This is a genomic window from Brevundimonas sediminis, from assembly GCF_048799765.1.
Lineage (GTDB): Bacteria > Pseudomonadota > Alphaproteobacteria > Caulobacterales > Caulobacteraceae > Brevundimonas.
The window spans coordinates 1-18,860 of record NZ_JBLYQK010000040.1; the positions used below are offsets into that span (position 1 = coordinate 1).

22 protein-coding genes and 1 tRNA gene are annotated in these 18,860 nt (G+C 68.4%); 15 read left to right on the plus strand and 8 right to left on the minus strand.

The window, feature by feature from the left end:
• Nucleotides 1-177: 177 nt before the first annotated feature.
• On the minus strand, nt 178-876 hold the full coding sequence (gene lipB, locus ACLQ7T_RS14630) for a lipoyl(octanoyl) transferase LipB (protein ID WP_420480071.1): 699 nt from the start codon (nt 874-876) through the stop codon (nt 178-180).
• A gap of 30 nt (nt 877-906) precedes the next feature.
• On the opposite strand from lipB, the gene ACLQ7T_RS14635 reads away from it, so the two are divergent.
• Nucleotides 907-1,203 carry a FliM/FliN family flagellar motor switch protein gene (locus tag ACLQ7T_RS14635; RefSeq protein ID WP_420480072.1) on the plus strand — a complete coding sequence of 99 codons (297 nt, stop codon included), beginning with the start codon at nt 907-909 and terminating at the stop codon, nt 1,201-1,203.
• A gap of 64 nt (nt 1,204-1,267) precedes the next feature.
• A complete protein-coding gene (locus ACLQ7T_RS14640; protein WP_420480073.1) occupies nt 1,268-1,669 on the plus strand; it encodes a four helix bundle protein in 402 nt (133 codons plus the stop codon).
• Between the two features lie 3 nt (nt 1,670-1,672).
• Here the strand turns inward: ACLQ7T_RS14640 and ACLQ7T_RS14645 are convergent, their stop codons facing one another.
• Together ACLQ7T_RS14645 and ACLQ7T_RS14650 are read right to left on the minus strand one after the other, a co-directional pair.
• Nucleotides 1,673-2,209, minus strand: coding sequence for a fasciclin domain-containing protein (locus ACLQ7T_RS14645; protein WP_420480074.1), 537 nt, complete (start codon nt 2,207-2,209; stop codon nt 1,673-1,675).
• A gap of 13 nt (nt 2,210-2,222) precedes the next feature.
• On the minus strand, nt 2,223-3,206 hold the full coding sequence (locus tag ACLQ7T_RS14650; RefSeq protein ID WP_420480075.1) for a hypothetical protein: 984 nt from the start codon (nt 3,204-3,206) through the stop codon (nt 2,223-2,225).
• Nucleotides 3,207-3,319: 113 nt separating this feature from the next.
• Between ACLQ7T_RS14650 and ACLQ7T_RS14655 the strand changes: the two genes are divergently transcribed.
• From ACLQ7T_RS14655 to ACLQ7T_RS14670, 4 genes are all read left to right on the plus strand, one after another.
• Nucleotides 3,320-3,404: transfer RNA gene (locus ACLQ7T_RS14655), tRNA-Leu, on the plus strand.
• A 300-nt stretch (nt 3,405-3,704) separates the two neighbouring features.
• On the plus strand, nt 3,705-5,117 hold the full coding sequence (gene mgtE, locus ACLQ7T_RS14660; protein ID WP_420480076.1) for a magnesium transporter: 1,413 nt from the start codon (nt 3,705-3,707) through the stop codon (nt 5,115-5,117).
• A 75-nt stretch (nt 5,118-5,192) separates the two neighbouring features.
• Nucleotides 5,193-6,695 (plus strand): lysozyme, encoded by a 1,503-nt coding sequence (locus tag ACLQ7T_RS14665; RefSeq protein ID WP_420480077.1) that lies wholly within the window; start codon nt 5,193-5,195, stop codon nt 6,693-6,695.
• 137 nt (nt 6,696-6,832) lie between these two features.
• Complete coding sequence (locus ACLQ7T_RS14670) at nt 6,833-7,993, plus strand: isovaleryl-CoA dehydrogenase (protein WP_420480078.1); 1,161 nt, start codon at nt 6,833-6,835, stop codon at nt 7,991-7,993.
• A 9-nt stretch (nt 7,994-8,002) separates the two neighbouring features.
• Here the strand turns inward: ACLQ7T_RS14670 and ACLQ7T_RS14675 are convergent, their stop codons facing one another.
• The gene (locus tag ACLQ7T_RS14675; RefSeq protein ID WP_420480079.1) at nt 8,003-8,581 is read right to left on the minus strand and encodes a hypothetical protein; all 579 of its coding nucleotides are present in this window, start codon (nt 8,579-8,581) and stop codon (nt 8,003-8,005) included.
• A 108-nt stretch (nt 8,582-8,689) separates the two neighbouring features.
• Here ACLQ7T_RS14675 and ACLQ7T_RS14680 point away from each other — a divergent pair, with 108 nt between their 5' ends.
• The 3 genes from ACLQ7T_RS14680 to ACLQ7T_RS14690 all read left to right on the plus strand — a co-directional run bounded on the left by ACLQ7T_RS14680 (nt 8,690) and on the right by ACLQ7T_RS14690 (nt 10,418).
• A complete protein-coding gene (locus ACLQ7T_RS14680) occupies nt 8,690-8,878 on the plus strand; it encodes a DUF3008 family protein (RefSeq protein WP_420480080.1) in 189 nt (62 codons plus the stop codon).
• A gap of 125 nt (nt 8,879-9,003) precedes the next feature.
• Nucleotides 9,004-9,639, plus strand: coding sequence for an exopolysaccharide biosynthesis protein (locus tag ACLQ7T_RS14685; RefSeq protein ID WP_420480081.1), 636 nt, complete (start codon nt 9,004-9,006; stop codon nt 9,637-9,639).
• Between the two features lie 98 nt (nt 9,640-9,737).
• Nucleotides 9,738-10,418, plus strand: coding sequence for an exopolysaccharide biosynthesis protein (locus ACLQ7T_RS14690; protein WP_420480082.1), 681 nt, complete (start codon nt 9,738-9,740; stop codon nt 10,416-10,418).
• 62 nt (nt 10,419-10,480) lie between these two features.
• Here the strand turns inward: ACLQ7T_RS14690 and ACLQ7T_RS14695 are convergent, their stop codons facing one another.
• From ACLQ7T_RS14695 to flbT, 3 genes are all read right to left on the minus strand, one after another.
• Nucleotides 10,481-11,308, minus strand: a complete 828-nt coding sequence (locus tag ACLQ7T_RS14695; RefSeq protein ID WP_420480083.1) for a flagellin — start codon at nt 11,306-11,308, stop codon at nt 10,481-10,483.
• 366 nt (nt 11,309-11,674) lie between these two features.
• On the minus strand, nt 11,675-12,040 hold the full coding sequence (gene flaF / locus ACLQ7T_RS14700; RefSeq protein WP_420480084.1) for a flagellar biosynthesis regulator FlaF: 366 nt from the start codon (nt 12,038-12,040) through the stop codon (nt 11,675-11,677).
• Nucleotides 12,000-12,422 carry a flagellar biosynthesis repressor FlbT gene (flbT, locus tag ACLQ7T_RS14705; RefSeq protein WP_420480085.1) on the minus strand — a complete coding sequence of 141 codons (423 nt, stop codon included), beginning with the start codon at nt 12,420-12,422 and terminating at the stop codon, nt 12,000-12,002. The genes flaF and flbT overlap by 41 nt, the downstream gene beginning before the upstream one ends.
• 150 nt (nt 12,423-12,572) lie before the next feature.
• Between flbT and ACLQ7T_RS14710 the strand changes: the two genes are divergently transcribed.
• Genes ACLQ7T_RS14710 through ACLQ7T_RS14720 form a run of 3 tightly spaced genes read left to right on the plus strand, consistent with a single transcriptional unit; the run spans nt 12,573 to nt 15,084 of the window.
• Nucleotides 12,573-14,375 carry a tetratricopeptide repeat protein gene (locus ACLQ7T_RS14710; RefSeq protein WP_420480086.1) on the plus strand — a complete coding sequence of 601 codons (1,803 nt, stop codon included), beginning with the start codon at nt 12,573-12,575 and terminating at the stop codon, nt 14,373-14,375.
• A gap of 38 nt (nt 14,376-14,413) precedes the next feature.
• Nucleotides 14,414-14,860, plus strand: a complete 447-nt coding sequence (locus ACLQ7T_RS14715; RefSeq protein WP_420480087.1) for a hypothetical protein — start codon at nt 14,414-14,416, stop codon at nt 14,858-14,860.
• Between the two features lie 11 nt (nt 14,861-14,871).
• Nucleotides 14,872-15,084, plus strand: coding sequence for a hypothetical protein (locus ACLQ7T_RS14720; protein ID WP_420480088.1), 213 nt, complete (start codon nt 14,872-14,874; stop codon nt 15,082-15,084).
• A gap of 157 nt (nt 15,085-15,241) precedes the next feature.
• Here ACLQ7T_RS14720 and cysS read toward each other — a convergent pair whose 3' ends face one another.
• Entirely contained in the window at nt 15,242-16,651 is a 1,410-nt protein-coding gene (gene cysS, locus ACLQ7T_RS14725) for a cysteine--tRNA ligase (protein WP_420480089.1), read from the minus strand.
• A gap of 161 nt (nt 16,652-16,812) precedes the next feature.
• Here cysS and folE point away from each other — a divergent pair, with 161 nt between their 5' ends.
• The 3 genes from folE (at nt 16,813) to ACLQ7T_RS14740 (ending at nt 18,609) form a co-directional block, all read left to right on the plus strand.
• Nucleotides 16,813-17,421 (plus strand): GTP cyclohydrolase I FolE, encoded by a 609-nt coding sequence (gene folE / locus ACLQ7T_RS14730; protein WP_420472458.1) that lies wholly within the window; start codon nt 16,813-16,815, stop codon nt 17,419-17,421.
• Nucleotides 17,422-17,584: 163 nt separating this feature from the next.
• Complete coding sequence (locus ACLQ7T_RS14735) at nt 17,585-18,019, plus strand: biopolymer transporter ExbD (RefSeq protein WP_420480090.1); 435 nt, start codon at nt 17,585-17,587, stop codon at nt 18,017-18,019.
• A gap of 149 nt (nt 18,020-18,168) precedes the next feature.
• Complete coding sequence (locus ACLQ7T_RS14740) at nt 18,169-18,609, plus strand: ExbD/TolR family protein (protein ID WP_420480091.1); 441 nt, start codon at nt 18,169-18,171, stop codon at nt 18,607-18,609.
• The last annotated feature ends 251 nt before the right edge of the window (nt 18,610-18,860 follow it).

Consider the following 18,860-nt stretch of genomic DNA (forward strand, 5'->3'; position numbering starts at 1 on the left):
GGCTCCGCCTCGGCCGACCGGAACGGCGCGTCGGCCTCGGCCGGTGTGTCGGGCGGCGCGAGCGCCCGTCGCGACGACTGATCCACATTGCATGGCGATGGTCAGGAGGCCCCGCCGGCGCGCGCCGGCGGGGCCTCTCGACCTGCGGTCGGGGCCACCCGCCCCCGGGGGCGTCCCCTACCCTACATCCCCGAACACCCGCCTGAAGCTCACCTTCAGCGCCTCATCGGCTTCGTCCATCGTCGCGGGCACGCCGAGATCGACCAGGCTGGTGACGCCGTGTTCCTGGATGCCGCAGGGGACAATGCCGCCGAAGTGGGTGAGGTCGGGTTCGACGTTCAGGCTGATGCCGTGGAAGCTGACCCATTTGCGGACCTTGACGCCGATGGCGGCGATCTTGTCCTCGCGGGACCAGCCGGGACCCTTGCGTTCGACCCAGACGCCGACGCGGCCGTCGCGGACATCGGCGGGGACGTTGAACTCGGCCAGGGCGCCGATGATCCACTGTTCCAGCCCGCGCACGAAGGCGCGGATGTCGCGGCCGCGGTGGTTCAGGTCGAGCATGACATAGGCCACGCGCTGGCCGGGGCCGTGGTAGGTGAACTGGCCGCCGCGCCCGCTGCGGTGGACGGGGAAGCGGCCGGCGTCGAGCAGGTCGTCGTCCTTCGACGAAACGCCCGCCGTGTAGAGCGGCGGATGCTCCAGCAGCCAGATCAGCTCGTCGGCTTCGCCGGCCGCGATGGCGGCGGCGCGGGCCTCCATGAAGGCCACGGCCTCGGGGTAGTCGACATAGCCGTCGGCGACGCGCCATTCGACGGCCCGACCGTCGGGACGCCGGAGTTTTGCGGACAGCTCGCTTAAGGACTGGGAAAGCATGACGCCCCCAATGTGGGGATCGTTAGCCCCATGCAAGACTTCGCCGAACAGTCCCTTCCAGTATCCGAGTCCCCCATGAGCCAGATCGAGTCCGTCGATGTCGAGATCTCGGTCGTCCTGGGGCGCTCCGTGCTGCCCATGAGTCAGCTGCTGAAGATGGGCCGCGGCGCGGTCATCCCGCTGGACGCCTCGGAGCATGACGAGGTCTGGATCCTGGCCAACAACCACCCCGTCGCCCGCGGCGAGATCGAGATCCGCGACGACCGCATCGCGATCACCGTGACCCGGCCGGCGGATGTGTATGACTTTATGGCCGGGGCGGCGTAGCGCCGGGAGTAGGAATTAGGGAGTAGGAATTAGGATACGGCGCGTTCCCCGGGGAGGAAGCGGATTGTCCGAAGTCCCGAGCTATCGCGATCTGATTGTCTGGCAGCGCGCCATGGATGTCGCTGCCGCAACCTATGCCCTGACCCGAGGCTATCCCCGTGACGAGCTGTTCGGTCTGACCTCTCAAAGCAGACGTGCAGCGGCATCTATCGCAGCGAACATCGCAGAGGGTTACGGACGAGCCTCCAAACAGGCCTACGTCAACTTCCTCCGGATCGCCCAAGGCTCGCTCAAGGAACCGGAGCCCCACCTGATCCTGCCGGAGCGCGTCGAAATCACCAATGCGGGCGCCATCCAGCCGCTCCTCGAGCAGACCGAGGAAATCGGCCGGATGTTGAAAGGCCGGATCGGCAAGCTCCAGGCGCATCCGGGCAAGCAGGGCTGCCGCCTGCTCCCTACGGCCTGATCCCTATCCCCCCTTCACCAGCACCCCGTCGATCGGCTGGATCACGCCGTTCGAGGCCGCGGTTTCCGTGCCGGTGAGGGCGGCGGCGGCGCCGTCGGCGGCGGTGGCGCGGATGGTCTGGCCCTCGCGGGTGAAGGTCAGGACCCCGTCGTCCATCGTGCGCAGGGTGACCTTGCCGTCGGCGGCGCGGTCGAGGGCGGCGGAGATGTCGGCGCGGGTGACCACGCCCGGGACGATGTGGGCGCGGACCAGGGTCGCGCCCTGGGCCTTCTCGTCCTCGCCGGGCGCTCCGCCGACGGCGGTGAAGGCGGCGTCGGTCGGCGCGAAGATCGTGTAGGGGCCGACGCCCTCAAGCACGGTCTGCAGGCCCGCCGCCTCGACCACCGCCTCCAGGGAGTCGAGATCGTCGTTGTCGTCCAGACTGGCGGCGAGGGTCCGGCTGGACGGTTCGGCCACACCGGCGTCCGCGGCGGGCTCGCTGCGACCGCAGGCGGCCAGCGTCAGGGCCGCGGCGGCGGCCCAGATCAGGGTCGTGTTCATGGTCGGCTCTCCGTCAGGCCAGAAGCTGGATTACGGCCTGCACGAGCCGGGTCGTCGGATCGACCTGGTACACATAGCCGTCGTTGTAGCGGTACCAGCGGTCCGGGGTGTCGTAGTACCGGGCGCGGTAGTCGTACGGGACGTTGTAGATGTCGTAGCCCGAGGGCATGGCCTGGCCGACGTTCCACTGCTGGCCGGTCAGGAGCGCGGCGATCTGGCTGATGCCGTTGTTCTGGCGGTCCACGCCGTAGAGGACGCCGTCGGCGTACCGGTAATCATAGCGGTCCGGCAGGCGGTAGTAGTCGGTGAAGTAGGTCGGCGCCGGCTGGTAGCTGTACTGGGTCGGCCACACCGAACCGGTCGACAGGGCGCCGCCGAGCACCGGCAGCCAGCCCAGCAGGCCGCCCGAGTTGTTCATCCGGTACAGATAGCCGTCGTCATAGCGATAGCGGTAGCCGTCGCGGGCCCAACGGTCCCACACATAGTCGTAGCGGGCGCGGCGCTCGGCCTCGATCCGGCGGGCCTGACCCGGGGGCAGGCAGCCGTTGTTCTTGCGGGCGAGGCCCGGCGGGCAGCCGGCGATCAGACCGCTGTCGCGACGGGGCTCAAGCCGGACCACCTCACGCACGATGCGGTCGGCGTCGGCGCGCCCCGGGACCGGCATGGGCACGGGAACCGGAACGGCCCGGTCCGGCCCGCGGCCCTGACCCCGACCGTTGTTGTCGGCCCGGTCCGGTCCCCGGTCGGGACGCGACGGCTGGGCCTGCACGGGCATGGGCCGCGCGCGATCGTCGCCGCGCCCGGCGTTTCCGTTGCCGTTTCCGTTTCCATTGCCGCGCCCGTGAGCCTGGCCGTGATCCTGGCCGCGATCCGCGGCCGCGCCGCGTCCGCCGCCCTTGCCGTTATCGTGGCCGCCGCCGCGGCCGTGGTCCTGCGCCAGCGCGGCCGGCGCGACGCTCATGGCCAGTACGACGGCCAGTGGAAGAAGTCTGGACATTTTCGATCCTCAACAGCGCCCCGCGGGCTGCAAAAACGTCTTCTTTCATTGCCGGTTCCGGCGCCCCCTTCCCTTTCCCCGCGACCTCCGCTATCAGCCGCCCTCCGATGCGAGCGGTCGTGGCGGAATTGGTAGACGCGCAGCGTTGAGGTCGCTGTGGGGCAACCCGTGGAAGTTCGAGTCTTCTCGACCGCACCAGTCCTGCTTCACCCTTCGGGGTTCGCAGGACGACACATCGGAACAGGGCCTGCCGGGATCGCCCGCGCGGCCTGACCCTCTCGAAAGTCACGCCGACCCGGCCTCGCCCGGTCGGCGTGACTTCCGGTCTCCCTCCAGGACAGACTGACGCTTTCGCCCGGAAACGGCTTCGGTCGTCTTGACCGTGGCGAGGCCATGGTGGACAGACGTCTGACACCCCGGACGCCCGCAGCGGCGCCCGAACTTTTCAAGGCGAATCATCGGCCAAGGCTGGTTTGAAACACTGAGGGAGGCCGCAGCGTGAGCACCACCGCAACCGCCCCCCTTCCGCCTGAGGACGACATCGAACACATCGCCCTGGACGAGGACTACGTCCTGACGCCCGGCTTCGTCGAGAAGGTGGTCGACGCCGCGGACGACGGCGACGGGCTGAAGCTGCGCTCGCTGCTGGAAGACCTGCACCCGGCCGACGTGGCCGACCTGATGGGCTTCCTGACCGCCGAGCACCGCTCGGTGGTGACCCTGTGGCTGCCGCCGGACCTGCTGGCCGAGACCCTGCCCGAGCTGGACGACGGCATCCGGGAAGAGGTGCTGGAGCGCGTCCCGCACGGGACGCTGGCCGAGGCCCTGCAGGAGCTGGACTCCGACGACGCCGCGGCGGTCGTGGAGGATCTGGAGGACGACCAGCGCGAGAAGGTGCTGGCCGCCATGCCCGAGGTCGATCGCGCGGCGATCGAAAGCTCGCTGGGCCATGCGGAAGACTCCGCCGGACGCCTGATGCAGCGCGAGGTGATGGCCGCGCCGCAGTTCTGGAACGTCGGCGACACCATCGACCACATCCGCAAGCAGGGCGAGGAACTGCCCGAGCTGTTCTTCGACATCTATGTGGTCGACCCGGTGAACCGCCCGATCGGCGGGGTGGCGGTCAGCCAGCTGCTGCGCAGCCCGCGCGCCACGACCCTGACCGACATCATGGAGCCGGTGAACGAGATCACCGTCGACCAGGACCAGGAAGAGGTCGCCTATATCTTCGAAAAGTATCACCTGATCTCGGCGCCGGTCATCGATGCGGCGGGCCGTCTGGTCGGGCAGATCACCGTCGATGACATCGTCAACATCATCCAGGAAGAAAACCGCGAGGACATCCTGCGTCTGGCCGGTGTGGCCGACGAGGACCGCGGCTCGTCCGTGCCCGAGATCGTGCGCAGCCGGGTGCCCTGGCTGGCGATCAACCTGGCCACCGCCACCCTGGGCGCCAGCGTCATCGGCTGGTTCGAGGGCACGATCCAGGCGATCGTGGCCCTGGCGGTGCTGATGCCCATCGTTTCGGCCATCGGCGGCAATGCCGGGACGCAGGCCCTGACCGTGACCGTGCGCGCGCTGGCGACGCGCGAGCTGAACAGCTCGAACGCCCCCCGGACCTTCTGGCGGGAGCTGGTGGTCGGCCTGGCCAACGGGCTGGTGCTGGCGCCCCTGATCGGTCTGGCGACCGCCTTCTGGTTCCGCGACGAGGACTGGCGGATCGGGCTGGTGATCGCGGCGGCCATGGTGCTGAATCTGCTGGTGGCGGCGACCATCGGGGTGCTGACGCCCCTGACCCTGTCGAAGTTCAAATTCGACCCGGCGGTGTCCTCGGCCGTGTTTGTCACGGCGACGACCGATTTCTTCGGTTTCCTGATCTTCCTCGGCCTCGCGACCCTCGTCCTGCTCTGATGACGGCGTGAGCGGCGCGGCTCTTGCGGGACCTTCCCGTGAGAGAAAGCGTTCGTCCCGATCTGGAACACCCCTGTGCTTGAACCCAACAGGCCCCGTCTGAAGATCTCCCGCGCCGGGATCGTGCTCATCAAGAGCTTCGAGAGCTTCCGGCCGCGCGCCGTGCAGCGCGAGGACGGCCGCTGGGTGATCGGCTACGGCCACACGGCCTCGGCGCGCGAGGGCCTGACGGTCGGGGAGCAGGACGCCGAACTGCTGCTGCAATACGACCTGATCCCGGTCGCCAGGGCCCTGAACGAGCAGGTCGAACCCGAGCTGAACCAGCACCAGTTCGACGCCCTGGCGAGTTTCGCCGTGTCGGTGGGCGTGGACCGCTTCCTGGCCTCGGACGTGCTGAACCGGATCAATGCCGGACAGTCGGGCGAGGCCGCCGACGCCCTGATGGGCTGGCCGGTCGCGATCGCGGCCGATGCGGCCCTGCGCCGCCGGGCGGCCGAGCGGGCGCTGTTCGTGGCCGACCCGGCCGCGCCGGTCCTGCTGGCCGATCTGCTGGCCGCTCCCCTGCCCCCGCCGGCGATCGTCGAAGAGACGCCCGCGACGCCCCCCGTGGAGGACACGCCGGCTCCGGACGCGCCCGATGCGGGCGACGCGACCGACGCCGCGCCTCTGAGCCGGGCCGAGGCCGTGGCCTCCCTGCTGGGCGAGACGGCGACGCCGGAGACGGTCGATGACGCGCCTGCGGCAGAGGTCGCGGGCGAGACGCCCGGGACCGCGCCGACGCACCTGCCCCTGCCGTCCGTCTGGGCGCCGCAGACGGTGACCGACGTCTCCGCTCCGCCGGCCTCGGCCTTCCTGCACCGCTATTCGCCTTATTCGGCGATGATCGTCGGCCCCCTGCCGGGCTTCCCGAGCGCCGCGCCGGCGCCGCAACCGGCCGTGGACGCGCCCGCGGCGGATGGCGCGCCCGAACCGACGCCTGAACCGACGCCCGAGCCGATCCCGGAAACCGGAACCGGGACGATCGGGGCGGAGGCCGCCGACGCGCCGGCGGAAGCTCCGGCGGCAGAAGAGCCGCTCGACAGCCCGCCGCCCGCCTTCGCCCATCCGATCGCGCCCCTGCCCGCCGCGCCGGAAGCGCCGCTGGAGATGCCGGTGTTCGCGCCGACGGCCTCGCCGTTCCCGCCGCTGGAGCTGACTCCGGCGGTCGAGGCCGACTTCGCCGAGGCTGAACGCCCGGTGTGGAGCGCCGAACAGCGCGCGCCGGCGACGGAGGCGGAGGAGACCGTCCTGTTCGAGGACGAGCCCCCGCTGGCCGTCCTGCGCCACGAGGTGGAGCCCGCCTCGCCGCGTCGCTTCGACTGGATCGAGACCGGTCCCTACATGATCATGGGCGGGCTGGGCCTGTTTTCCTGCGCCGCCTCGGCCGCCGCCTTCCGCAAGGCGATGACGGACCGGTCGCCGCTGGACGATTTCACCGTGATCGCCTGGGTCCTGGCCCTGATCGGCGTGATCTGCGTCGGCGTCTCGGCCTGGAACCTGTACCGCAAGGCGGGGAAACGGGACGGCGACAAGGGCTGAGGCGGGTCTTCGCCCTGAGGCCTTCGCCTGCACCGTGCGGCGGAGGCAGCCCCTCCACCACCCCTTCGCCTTCGGCGACGGGCGGTCCCCCTCCCCGTCGCTTTCGCTCCGGGGAGGAATGGGCTACCTCGCCTTGCATGAGCATTCCCTTCGCGCCCCAATCCATGGAATTCGGCCTCGGCGAGACCGCTGACGCCATCCGCGACACCACCGCCCGCTGGGCCGCCGACAAGCTGGCGCCGCGCGCCGCCGAGATCGACGAGAAGAACGAGTTCGCCCGCGACCTGTGGCCCGAGATGGGCGAGCTGGGCCTGCACGGGATCACCGTCGAGGAAGAGTATGGCGGTCTCGGACTGGGCTATCTGGAACACGTGGTGGCGATGGAGGAGGTGTCCCGCGCCTCGGCCTCGATCGGCCTGAGCTACGGCGCCCACTCCAACCTGTGCGTCAACCAGATCCGCCGCTGGGGCACCCCGGAGCAGAAGCAGAAGTATCTGCCCAAGTTGATCTCGGGCGAGCATCTGGGCTCGCTGGCCATGTCGGAGGCCGGATCGGGCTCGGACGTGATGTCGATGCGCACCCGCGCCGAGAAGAAGGGCGACCGCTACGTCCTGAACGGCACCAAATTCTGGATCACCAACTCCCCCACCGCCGACACCCTGGTGGTCTATGCGCGCACGGGCGAAGGCTCGGGCGGCGTCACCACCTTCCTGATCGAGAAGGGGATGAAGGGCTTCAGCGTCTCCAAGAAGCTGGACAAGATGGGCATGCGCGGGTCGGACACGGCCGAGCTGGTCTTCGAGGACTGCGAGGTCCCGGAAGAGAACGTCATGGGGCCGGTCGGCGGCGGCGCCGGGGTGCTGATGAGCGGCCTCGACTATGAGCGCACCGTGCTGTCGGGCGGCCCGCTGGGCATCATGCAGGCGGCGCTGGACGTGGTCCTGCCCTACGTCCGCGACCGCAAGCAGTTCGGCAAGGCCATCGGCTCGTTCCAGCTGATGCAGGCCAAGGTCGCCGACATGTACGTGGCCCTGAACAGCGCCCGCGCCTACGTCTATGCGGTGGCGCGCGCCTGCGACGCGGGCAAGACCACCCGTTACGATGCGGCGGGCGCGATCCTGCTGGCGTCGGAGAACGCGGTAAAGGTGTCGCTGGAGGCCGTGCAGGCCCTGGGCGGCGCCGGCTACACGAAAGAATGGCCGGTCGAGCGGCTGGTCCGCGACGCCAAGCTGTACGACATCGGCGCGGGGACGAACGAGATCCGGCGCTTCCTGATCGGGCGCGAGCTGCTGGGCTAGGGTCCGGCTCTAGCCCTCGCGGGACCGTTCACAGGCTGGGGTCCGGCCGCCGGGCGTGCTCTCCTGCTCATCCTCCGGACCCGGGCCGCGATAGAATTCAGGCGCGACGGCGCGCAGGACGTTCTGGTGCTCCCGGCGCCAGATGAATCCGTCGTCCTGCATGCGCTCCGCGACTTCGAGAGCTTCCTGGTTGGCGGACGACATGGCGGACATGACCGCCGCGAACTGAGCCTCTTCCGTTCCGCCCCTGACGGAATCCACCGTCTGCTGGCCCTTCCGGAGATGGGCGCGCAACGCCGCGAGGTAGGCGGATTTCGCCGAGGTGCTGCAAGGCTGAGCCTGCAACCGGCGCGCGCTGTCGAGGAAGGCCTGAGTGACCGGGTCAACGGCCGCCCTCGGATCGTCGACCATGATGCGAGCCGTCGCACCCTGCGCGCGTCCTTCCGGGTAAGCGACCCGGACCTCCCGCCCATCGGCCAGTTTGGTCACGTCGACGGCCGACGCCTGCGTATGGTTGAACCAGAGACCGCCAGCCGCCGCGGCGATGGCGCCGGCGCCGGCGAGAATGAGCAGATCGATCTTGTTCATGCTCCGCGTGTGGAGGACCGCCCGTTAAGGTCGGGTGGCGTGACATGGCTAACGGAACCGGGGCGAGGGCCGCCGGCTTTCTGTTCTCTGGACCAGAGGAGCCCGCCCATGCCCGCCGTATCCGCCGCCCAGCAGAAGGCCGCCGGGGCCGCCCTGTCCGCCAAGCGGGGCGAGACGCCGAAATCGAAGCTGAAGGGGGCGTCGAAATCGATGGTCAAGTCGATGACCGAGACCCAGCTCGAGGACCTGGCGCACACGAAGCGCAAGGGAAAGCCGGAGCACGTGAGATCAAATTAACATCGTCACCCTCGGGCTTGACCCGAGGGCCGGATGTTCCGCTGACTGTGCGTCGCCGGAGAGGCGCAGGCGCACGACGTCTGATCCTCGGGTCAAGCCCGAGGATGACGGTAGAGGTGTAACCCATGACCCTGACCGAGACCTCCACCGGGCGGCCGCGCGCGTTTTCGGACGTGGTGGAGACGCTGGGCGCGCGGGCGGAGCGGAAGCTGTGCCTGGGCGAGGTCGTCGAGGCTTTCGGGGACCGGGCCTTCGGGCCGGTGATGTTCTTCTTCGCCCTGCTGAACATGCTGCCCTGGCCGCCGGGCGGGACGACGCTGACGGGCGCGCCGCTGTTGCTGCTGTCGATGGAGCTGGCGCTGGGGCGGGACAGTCTGTGGATCCCGCGCTGGCTGGAGCGGATCTCCGTCGACCGCGCGACCTTCCGCAGGCTGAGCGGGCGTTTCCGCAAGCCCCTGCGGGCGACCGAGAGACTGGCCAGGCCGCGCCTCTATTTCCTGACCGGCGGTCTGGGGCAGGGGCTGGCCGGCCTGGCCTGTGTCTTCCTGTCGGTGGTGCTGGTGCTGCCGGTGTGGGGCGGCAACCTGTTGCCGGCCGTGGCGATCGGCTTTTTCGCGCTGGGCGTCATGCAGCGCGACGGGCTGGCGGTGATCCTCGGCTGGCTGTTGACCGCCGCCACGGTGGCGGTGCTGTTCCTGGCCTGGGCCCTGATCGTGGCCGCCGTGGAGCATGGGCTGGGCTGGTTCGCCCACCTGTTCTGAACGCCCGATGTCGCATGGACGTTTCTTAAGTGGCGAAACGGTCAGGCGCCGCCTAGATCAGTGCTTCAATCCCGCGACTGGAACCTCTGTCAGCCGATATGCCCGACTACGACTATCAGGCCGACACCCGCCCGTTCTCGCAGGTGATCGAGGACATCGGGCGCAAGGATGACCCGCACCTCTATGTCGGGGAGCTGATCAACGCCTTCGGGGAGCGCGGCTTCGGCGCGACATTGCTCTTCTTCGGCCTGCTGAACATGGTGTTCGGCGCGGTGCCGGGCACGACGACGGTGCTGGGCGCGCCGATGCTGCTGATCGGCATTCAACTGGTGACCCGGCGAGACCAGCTGTGGATGCCACGCTGGCTGATGAAGCGGGCCATCGAGCGGTCCGCCTACCGAGACGCCGTGGCGCGGGTGCTGCCGCCCCTGCGCAAGGTGGAGCGGCTGGCCCGCCCCCGCCTGTCGGTGATGACGAGCGAACTGGCGGAGATCCTTATCGGGGCGGCGATCGTCCTGCTGGCCATCGTCCTGATGCTGCCGATCCCGGGCGGCAATTTCATCCCCTCCTTCATCATGTCGATGTTCGGCTTCGGTCTGCTGCAGCGGGACGGCGTGGCGGTGGGGATCGCCTGGTGCGCGGTCGGACTGGTGGCGACCGCCGGCGTCATCATCTGGCTGGCCTGGGCCTGGGTGTCGCCCTATCTGCTGCCGGTCTGGGACTGGCTGGTCACCCTGCCGTCTGACGTTTGGCACGCCTTCACCGGCCTGTTCACCTAGGGCCGGAAACGCGAGACGCCGGAGAGGTCTCCCTCCCCGGCGCCTGCGAGAACCTGGTGTGATTACTGGAACAGCGACAGGACCAGCTGCGGCGTCTGGTTGGCGATGGACAGGGCCTGCACCCCCAGCTGCTGCTTCGTCTGCAGGGCCTGGAGCTTGGCGCTTTCCTTCGCCAGATCGGCGTCGACCAGATTACCGACCCCCGATTCCAGCGTGTCGGACAGCTTTCCGACGAACGTCAGGTGGGTGGCCAGCGCCGTCGACTTGGTGCCCAGACGCGCCAGGGCGCCGGACACGTTGTCGATGGAGGCGTTGACGGCCGTCAGGGACGCCTGCGCCTTGGTCAGGGTGTCGATCGATTGCGTCGTCGCGACGGTGACCGTGGTGCTGCCCAGAGCCATGACTTCAGCCGGGACCGTGAGGGTCGCGGTGCCTTCCGCATTGGCCAGAGCCGTAAAGCCGGCGGCGCCGGTCTCCAGCAGGTTCACGCCGTTGAAGGTCGCGTTGCTGGTCACCGAGGCGATCTGGTCGCGGAGGGCCTTGAAGTCCTCGTTCAGGGCGGCGCGGGCCGCAGTCTTGAGCGACGCATCCGTCGCCGCGAGAGCCTTCTCCTTCATCTGCAGCAAGAGGTCGGAGACCGTCTCGCCCGCCGCCATCGCCACATCGGTCGCGGCGATGCCGCGGTCGAGTGACTGTTTCACCGCGTTCAGCGCCCCGATGTCGGCACGTTGGCCCTGAGCGATAGCCCAGATAGCCCCGTTATCCTTTGCCGACGAAATCTTCAGGCCGGTGTTGATGCGGCTCTGGGTCGTCGCCAGCTGGGCGTTGGTCGCGTTCAGGTTCTGGAGCGCCACTTGAGCGCCCACGTTCGTGTTGACCGACATAACCATCGGGTAGTTCCTTCCATTCTGGTCGGTTGTGAACGGCCTTCTGGCCGTAGAACCGGTTCTGGTTCGCGCACGCCCTCGCAAGGATCGGGCCGCGCTAAGGAACTGATTTATTTGGAAAGATGGAGCGCCAGGATTGCCGGTGGGCAAGTTTGGCCGGGCGTCGGCGCGTCCTTCTTCCGATGAAAGAAGGCGGCGGGCGAAGCCCCGTAGGATCAGGGTCGGCCGATTCCGTCGGCATGGATGAAGCGGCTACGTCGGGCGACGATCGCCCTCACTTTCGGACTGCCAGGCGCCGCGCTCCGGGTCGCAAAGCCACTCGTCCCGCTCGCGGGCGCCCAGGTCCTCTTCCATCGGGAGTGGATGACGTCAGGCCGCCTGCTGGCCGGGCCCGGCGAGGCCCTGCATGATCGACTTGTTGATCTCGATCAGGATCTCGAAATCATCCTCGCCGCGCATGACCGCCGAGGAATGACGCCCGACAAAGAGGCTGATCGAGATGATCTGGGCGCGCAGGGGCATGGCCATGGCGTTGCCCGGGTCCGAACAGTCGGTCGCCAGCGCCGACCACAGGCGGCGGTTCCAGTCGAGCGCGTCGATCCGGGTCTTGATGTCGGACGGGTCCACCGTGGCGGCGTGCATCAGCGCCCGGGTCACCTGCCCGAACAGCCGGTATTCCGCCTCGCGTGGGGTCTCAGACCGCGTCGCTGCGGTCTTGTACGCCTGAAGCGACATTCGCCAGACCTTCCTCGTAATCCACCAGTTTGCGGGCCGACATCAGGGCCTTGTAATATTCCCGGGCCATCACGTGCCGGGAGGCCGAAACGCATTCCGCGAGCACATCCGGATTGCGCGACGCGCCCATGAATTCGGTCAGGCGCAGGGCGAACTCGTCGTACACCTTCGGGGCCGAGGCCTCGTCCAGGTACATCATCATGACCGGGAAATAGATGCGCTTGGCGGGGGTGTCGGCCTCCGCCTGCTGCATGATGTCCTTCTCGCGCAGGACGCTGGCCTTGTTCTGAAGGATCAGAACGCCACGACGGTCGCCGTTCTGGACGACGGCCCCGTTCAGGACGAATTTCTCGCCCGGCTTGAGCGACAGCTTCAACGGCATGGTGGGCGTCTTTCCCTTCGGCCCGGCATGCAGTTCTAGAAAACCGGGAACCAACGCAGGCTAAACAGACGTGGTTAACCATCTCTTGTGAGGGCGCAGCGTCATATCCCCTAATCGCCCCGCGTTCCGCAGAATCGCCCGAGCCCGCCCATGTCCGCAGCCGAGATGATTGACGACACCGCCGCCCACGCCCCGGCTCCCGGGTCCCAGGGCCTGGCCGGGGACGCCGCTTCGCCGGACGCCATCCGCAAGCTGTCGCGATCGCTCGCGGCGCCCCGATCCGCCAAGGCCCAGCGCAAGGCGATCGAGACGCTGAAGCTGTCGGTCGCGGCCATTCGCGTCGGCGACTTCGAAAAGGCGAACCAGCGCGCACTGGAGGCGCTGAAGCTGGACGAGACCCTGGGGGTCGGCTGGCACGTCCTGGCCATCTGCCAGGAGAAGCTGAACCAGTTCGGGCCGGCCATCCACGCCTATGAGGCGGCGCTGAAACTGGTGCCGGACGAGAACGACATCGCCCACGACCTGGGCCGGCTGGCGCAGCGGCTGGGTTATCTCGACATCGCCGAGAAGCTGCTGGTGAAATTCCTCGCGGCCAACCCCGGCCACGTCGAGGCGATCAACAACCTGGCCTGCGTGCTGCGCGACCAGAACCGCTACGGCGACGCGATCGAACTGCTGCGGCCGATGCTGCAGATCGAGAGCGGCAATGCGGTGCTGTGGAACACCCTGGGCACGGTGCTGAACGACGAGGGACGGCTGGACGAGGCCCTGACCTTCTTCGAGGAGGCGCTGCGGCTGGACCCGACCTTCGCCAAGGCCCGCTACAACCGCGCCAATGTGCGTCGCCCCCTGGGCGACATCGAAGGCGCGATGGAGGACATGGCCGCCGCCATGCCGGGCGCCGAGACCGGCTACGAGGTCGCCATGATGAACATGGCCCTGGCCCTGATGAAGATGGGGCTGGCGCAGATCCCGGACGGGTTCGAGGCCTATGAGGTCCGGCTGGACCCCAACCTGCCCGATGCGATGCAGGTGGCGGTGGACGCGCCGCGCTGGGACCCGGCGACGGTCGCCCCGGCGGGCAAGCGGCTTCTGGTCGTCGGCGAACAGGGGATCGCGGACGAACTGGTCTTCTCGAACTGCCTGCCGGACCTTATCGAGGCCGTCGGGCCGGACGGGCAGGTCTATCTGGCGGTCGAGCAGCGGATGGTCGGCCTGTTCCAGCGCGCCTTCCCGCAGGTGATCGTGGGCGGGCACCGCGCCGTGCGTCTCGAGGGCCGGCTGACCCGCTATATTCCGTTCGCCGAGGAGATCGCCGACGCCGAGGGCCGGCTGGACGGCTGGATCCCGCTGGCCAGCCTGATGGCAATCTACCGGCCGACGCTCGAGAGCTTCCCCGGACCGCGCCCCTACATCATCCCCTCCCCCGAGAAGGTCGAGTACTGGAAGGGTGAGCTGGCCAGGCTGCCCGAGGGACTGAAGGTCGGCCTGCACTGGAAGAGTCTGGTGATGACCGGCGCGCGCGCGGCCTTCTTCGCCGCCGGGTTCCAGCTTTGGGAACCGATCCTGCGGGCCCCGGGCTGCGTGATGGTGAACCTGCAGTGCGGCGACGTGTCCGCCGACCTGGAGGCGGCCGAGGCGGCGGGCGTCTATATCTGGACCCCGCCGATCAATCTGAAGGACGACCTCGAGGACGTGGCCGCCCTGTCGCTGGCCTGTGACGTGGTGCTGGGGCCGGGGATCGCCGGGACAAACATCGCCGCGGCGACCGGCGCGCGGACCTGGATGGTGGCGGCGCAGGACGACTGGCACCTGATGACCACGGACCACTACGTCTTCTATCCCGAGACCAGGATCTTCGTGCGCAAGGCCGTCAACGGCTGGCCCGAGGTGATCGAACGGATGCGGGCGGCGCTGGACCGTGTCGTGGCGGACGGCTGGAACGCCGCCTGACCGGTCGCGTTCTCTCCCTGAGACACAGGGAGGCGAAGATGCCCGAACTCGACGACTACAGGGACGACCAGGAACAGTCTGAAGTCTATGACGAAACCCACCTCGACGACGAGGGGGACGGTGACTTCCTGCTGGACGAGGCCGACCCCGTCCTGGATGTGACCCAGGCTGACGGCGACGCCGACGACACCGATTTCGACGAGGACGATCTGGACGAGATCGAGGACTCCATGGGCGCCGCCGGGATCGAGGCCGAGGCCGATTCCCTGCTGGGCGTCGACGGTCGCCGTCTGTCGGAAATCGATTCCGAGAGCGCCGGGCTGCAGGGCCCGGACGAGGTGGAGCTGGTCTATTCGGGGCTGATGCGAAACTCGCGCGGCGCCCAGGCCAGCGCCGCCCACTGGGAAGCCAAACGCCTGTCCGACGACGACATCGAGGACCTGGGCTACGGCCCGGACGACGAAGACGACCACCCCGCAACCTGAGGAGAGAGACGATGACGGCTCAATCCGAGCACCACAACCGCGGTCGGGAAGACTGCGACAGCGACGCGCCGCACGCCAAGCGCGCCCGCCCCGTGAAGGGCAAGCCCGACCAGATGGCGGACAGTCAGTACGACGCCGAGGACCGGCAGGAAGCCCTGGTCGACGAAGGGATCGAGGAAACCTTCCCGGCCAGCGATCCGGTGAGCGTGAAGCGGATTACCTGACCGCTTTCCTTCTCCCCTTGAGGGAGAAGGTGGCAGGCAAAGCCTGACGGATGAGGGGTAAGGCGGCCTCACCCCTCATCTTTCGTGCCTGGCGTCAGGCAATCCCCCTCATCCGACGCGCTCCGCGCGCCACCTTCTCCCTCAAGGGGAGAAGGACTTAGGTTTTCACCCGCCAGGTCGCGCCTTGCGGTCCGTCCATGACGACGACGTTCAGCGCGTTCAGGCGGTCGCGGATGCGATCGGCCTCGGGCCAGTCCCTGGCTGTGCGAGCGGCGGCGCGCTGATCCAGCAAGGCCTCGACCTCGGTGCGGAGGTCGTCGGACACCTCCCCTTCCAGCCAGCCCGCCGGGTCGTTCTGAAGTACGCCCAGTACGGCGGCGCAGGCCAGCAGCCGGCCCTTGGCGGTCGCGACGGCGGCGTGATCACCGGCGGTCATGCCGCGCTCGATCTCACTGGAGAGGGCGAACAGCGCGGCCATGGCGCCGGGGGTGTTCAGATCGTCCTCGATGGCCTTCAGGAAGTCGGCCGGCAGCTCGTCCGGTCCGGCCTCGATGGACGCCGCGCGGTGCAGGGCGCCGTAGAGGCGGTCCAGCGATTTGCGGCTCTGTTCCAGCAGGCCCTCGTTCCAGTCCAGCGGCTGGCGGTAGTGGGCCGATAGCAGCGCCCAGCGGATCACCTCGCCCGGCAGGCGCTCCAGCAGGGCGTGGGGCAGCAGGATGTTGCCCAGCGACTTGGACATCTTCTCGCCGTCCAGCGTCAGGAAGCCGTTGTGCATCCAGTAGCGGGCGTATTCGGCGTGAGCCTCTTCCCCATGAGCGTGACCACGGGCGCAGACGCCCTGGGCGATCTCGTTCTCATGGTGCGGGAAGACCAGATCGATGCCGCCGCCGTGGATGTCGATGGGCAGGCCGAGGTTGGCCTCGATCATGGCCGAGCACTCGATATGCCAGCCCGGACGGCCGTCGCCCCAGGGCGAGGGCCAGGACGGCTCGTTTTCCTTCGACGGCTTCCACAGGACGAAGTCGTGCGGGTTCTTCTTGTAGGGGGCCACCTCGACGCGGGCGCCGGCGATCATGTCGTCCAGATTGCGGCCCGAGAGCTTGCCGTAGGTCTCGTAGGAGGAGACGTCGAACAGGACGTGGCCCTCCGCGGCGTAGGCGCAGCCGTGGTCGATGATCGCCCGGATCTGGGCGACGATCGCGTCCATATGGTCGGTGACGTGCGGCGCGATGTCCGGGGGCGAGACGTTCAGACGCCCCATGTCCTCCAGATAGGCGGCCTCGTAGCGGGCGGTGATCTCGCTGATCGGCACGCCTTCCCTGAAGGCCTTCTGATTGATCTTGTCGTCCACGTCGGTGACGTTGCGGGCGTAGATCACCTTGTCCGCGCCGTAGGTCCGGCGCAGCAGGCGGACCAGGACGTCGAAGACGACCGGCGGGCGGGCATTGCCGATATGGGCGAAGTCGTAGACCGTCGGGCCGCAGACGTAGAGCGTCACCCGGTTCTCGTCTCGCGGCGTGAACACGCGCTTTTCGCGGTGCAGGGTGTCGTGGATCGTCAGCGGCATAGTGAGGCGATGGCCTTGAGTTTTCTTGCAGGACGGACAGTCCGCCCCATATAGCCGTGCTGCCGCGCGTGCGAACAGCACACGAGGTCTATAAAGGGAGAGCGGCGCGCGTCCATCCGGGACCTTCGTTCCGGCGCTACTTCGCCGCTTGAGTTGAGAGAATGACCGTCACCCCCGTCCTGGCCAGCGACAACGATCAGGTTCAGCGCCCGTCGCGCGAAGAGGCCCTGAAGGCCGTGCGCACCCTGCTGGCCTGGGCCGGCGACAATCCGGACCGTCCGGGCCTGAAGGACACGCCCAAGCGCGTCGTGGACGCCTATGGCGAATGGTTCGACGGCTATGACGCCGATCCGGCCAAGGAACTGGGCCGCATCTTCGAGGACGTACAGGGCTATGAGGACATGGTCCTGCTGCGCGACATCGAGGTGGAGAGCCACTGCGAGCACCACATGGCCCCGTTCATCGGCAAGGCCTATGTCGCCTACATTCCGAACGAGAAGGTGGTCGGCATCTCCAAGCTGGCGCGTGTCGTCGAGATTTACGCGCGGCGCCTGCAGACCCAGGAAGTGCTGACCAACCAGATCGCCGACGCCATCGAATCAAGCCTTGCGCCGCAGGGCGTGGCGATTCTGATCGACGCCGAACATCAGTGCATGACGACCCGCGGCGTGCACCATCGCCACGTTTCGACCATCACGACGCGTTTCACTGGGGTCTTCAAGACCGACGCGGCGCTGAAGGACCGGTTCCTCAAGCTCGCGAAGGGCTGAGACGGTTCGCCTTTCAGGCGTATTCGGAGCGTCTGACGGCGCTTCGGAACCTCGATGACGTCGAAGCCGCTTTACAAGCCGGTTCCGGGACGCCAAGAGACGAACCGAAGCTTTCAGTGACGCTCGCCGCGGAATGCGCCGGGCCTGATGGAGACACCCACCTATGGGCGCCAAACTTTCCGGTCCGGGCAGCAAGGCCGGCACGATCGAACAGAACGCTGACATCAACGTCACCCCGTTCGTCGACATCATGCTGGTGCTGCTGATCATCTTCATGGTCGCGGCCCCGATGGCCACCGTTTCGATCCGCCTCGACCTGCCGCCGGCGGTTCCGCCGCCCCCTGGCACGCCGAAGAAGGATCCGGTCTATGTGTCGATCCAGGAAGGCGGCGACCTGTACATCGCCGAGCGCGAGACCTCGCTGGACCGCCTGCCGGCCGACGTCTGCGCCGCCCTGGACGCTCCGAACTGCCGCGAGGAGCGCGTCTTCGTCCGCGCCCAGGCCGAAGTGACCTACAACCAGTTCATGGAAGTCATGAACACCCTGCAGGGCAACGGCTTCTACAAGGTCGGCCTGCTGAACGAAGACATCGAATAGGCGTCTCGCCGGTTCGCAAGGATCAGGGCCGTCTCCTTCGGGAGGCGGCCCTTTTTCATGCCCCCTTCCCGCCCTGAAATCGCCCGTCGCGCCTCGCCAGCTTGACCTTGCCGGCGCACCGACGCGCCGGGAGACAGGGAGGATTGACCATGGGTGCGAGAGTTTCAGGATCCGCCGGACAGGGCGGAGCCACCGTCGAACAGAACGCCGACATCAACGTCACCCCGTTCGTCGACATCATGCTGGTGCTGCTGATCATCTTCATGGTCGCGGCGCCGATCGCGACGGTGTCGCTGCGACTGGACCTGCCGCCGCCGAAGGCCCCGCCGGTCGGGGCCGAGGCGAAAGACCCGGTCTATGTCAGCGTCCAGGAAGACGGACGCCTGTTCCTCGCCGACCGGGAGACCGACATGGACCGGCTGGCCGCCGACGTCTGCGCGGCGACCGGCGCGGGCGACGCCTGCCGGGCGGAGCGCGTCTTCATCCGCGCCCAGCCGGAGGTCCGCTACGACCGCTTCATGGCGGTGATGAACGGCCTGAAGGCCAGCGGCTTCGACAAGGTCGGCCTGCTGAACGAGGACATCGACTGAGTGAATCCCCCCTCGGGGGAGGTGGCGCGGCGCGGGTTCGCGCCGCGACGGAGGGGTTTCGCCGCGGCTTCCGGCGCCCCTCCCCTATCCCTCGGATGCCCCCGAAGGGGGAGGAAAGGGCTCTACTGCACCGACTGGCGCGGCTGGTTCGAGGCAGGCGCGGCCGCGGCCGGCTGGTAGGGGCGCTCGCCGGTCGGCTCGGCCGGAGCCGGGGTGCGCGCAGGCGTGCGGGTCGCGGCGGGACGGCGGGC